The 437-nt window shown below is 60.6% G+C and carries 1 protein-coding gene; it reads left to right on the top strand.

Going from position 1 to position 437, the window contains the following annotated elements; all coding sequences use genetic code 11:
* Positions 1-437, top strand: a 437-nt coding sequence (locus HGT70_RS16465; protein ID WP_214196579.1) for a hypothetical protein, incomplete at both ends; no start/stop codon positions are given.

Below are 437 nucleotides of genomic sequence, written 5' to 3'. Positions count from 1 at the left end.
AGGAGGCAACCTTAACCACCGCAGTGTTAACCAATCAGGGCGGGACGATCCTCGGCGGGGCGGATCTTCGCATAACCACGCGCGGGCTGCACACGAGTGAGGGGCTGATCCAGGCAGATGATTCGCTGGATATCACTACCCAGCACGCGATCCTCGATAATACGCGCGGAGAGTTACTCGCGGGTCAGGGCCTCTCTCTCGACAGTGGCGAGCTAGTCAATCACGCCGGAAGGATTGCCGCTAACGGCGATATCAGCGTCAAGACGGCGGAGCAACGCCTGGATAACCGTGCTGGACGGATCGCCGCAGGGCGCAACCTACAACTGCTGGCGGATACGCTGATTAATTTCCACGGCGAGATACAAGCCCTCGGGGATCTGCAGGCACAGGTCGCGGGGCAGTTAACTAACGACCAAGGATGGCTGCGCAGCGGCCAG

Source organism: Rosenbergiella collisarenosi (genome assembly GCF_018494085.1).
Lineage (GTDB): Bacteria > Pseudomonadota > Gammaproteobacteria > Enterobacterales > Enterobacteriaceae > Rosenbergiella > Rosenbergiella collisarenosi.
The sequence above is the reverse complement of the archived record's forward strand: the minus strand, read 5'-3'. Positions and strand labels throughout refer to the sequence as shown.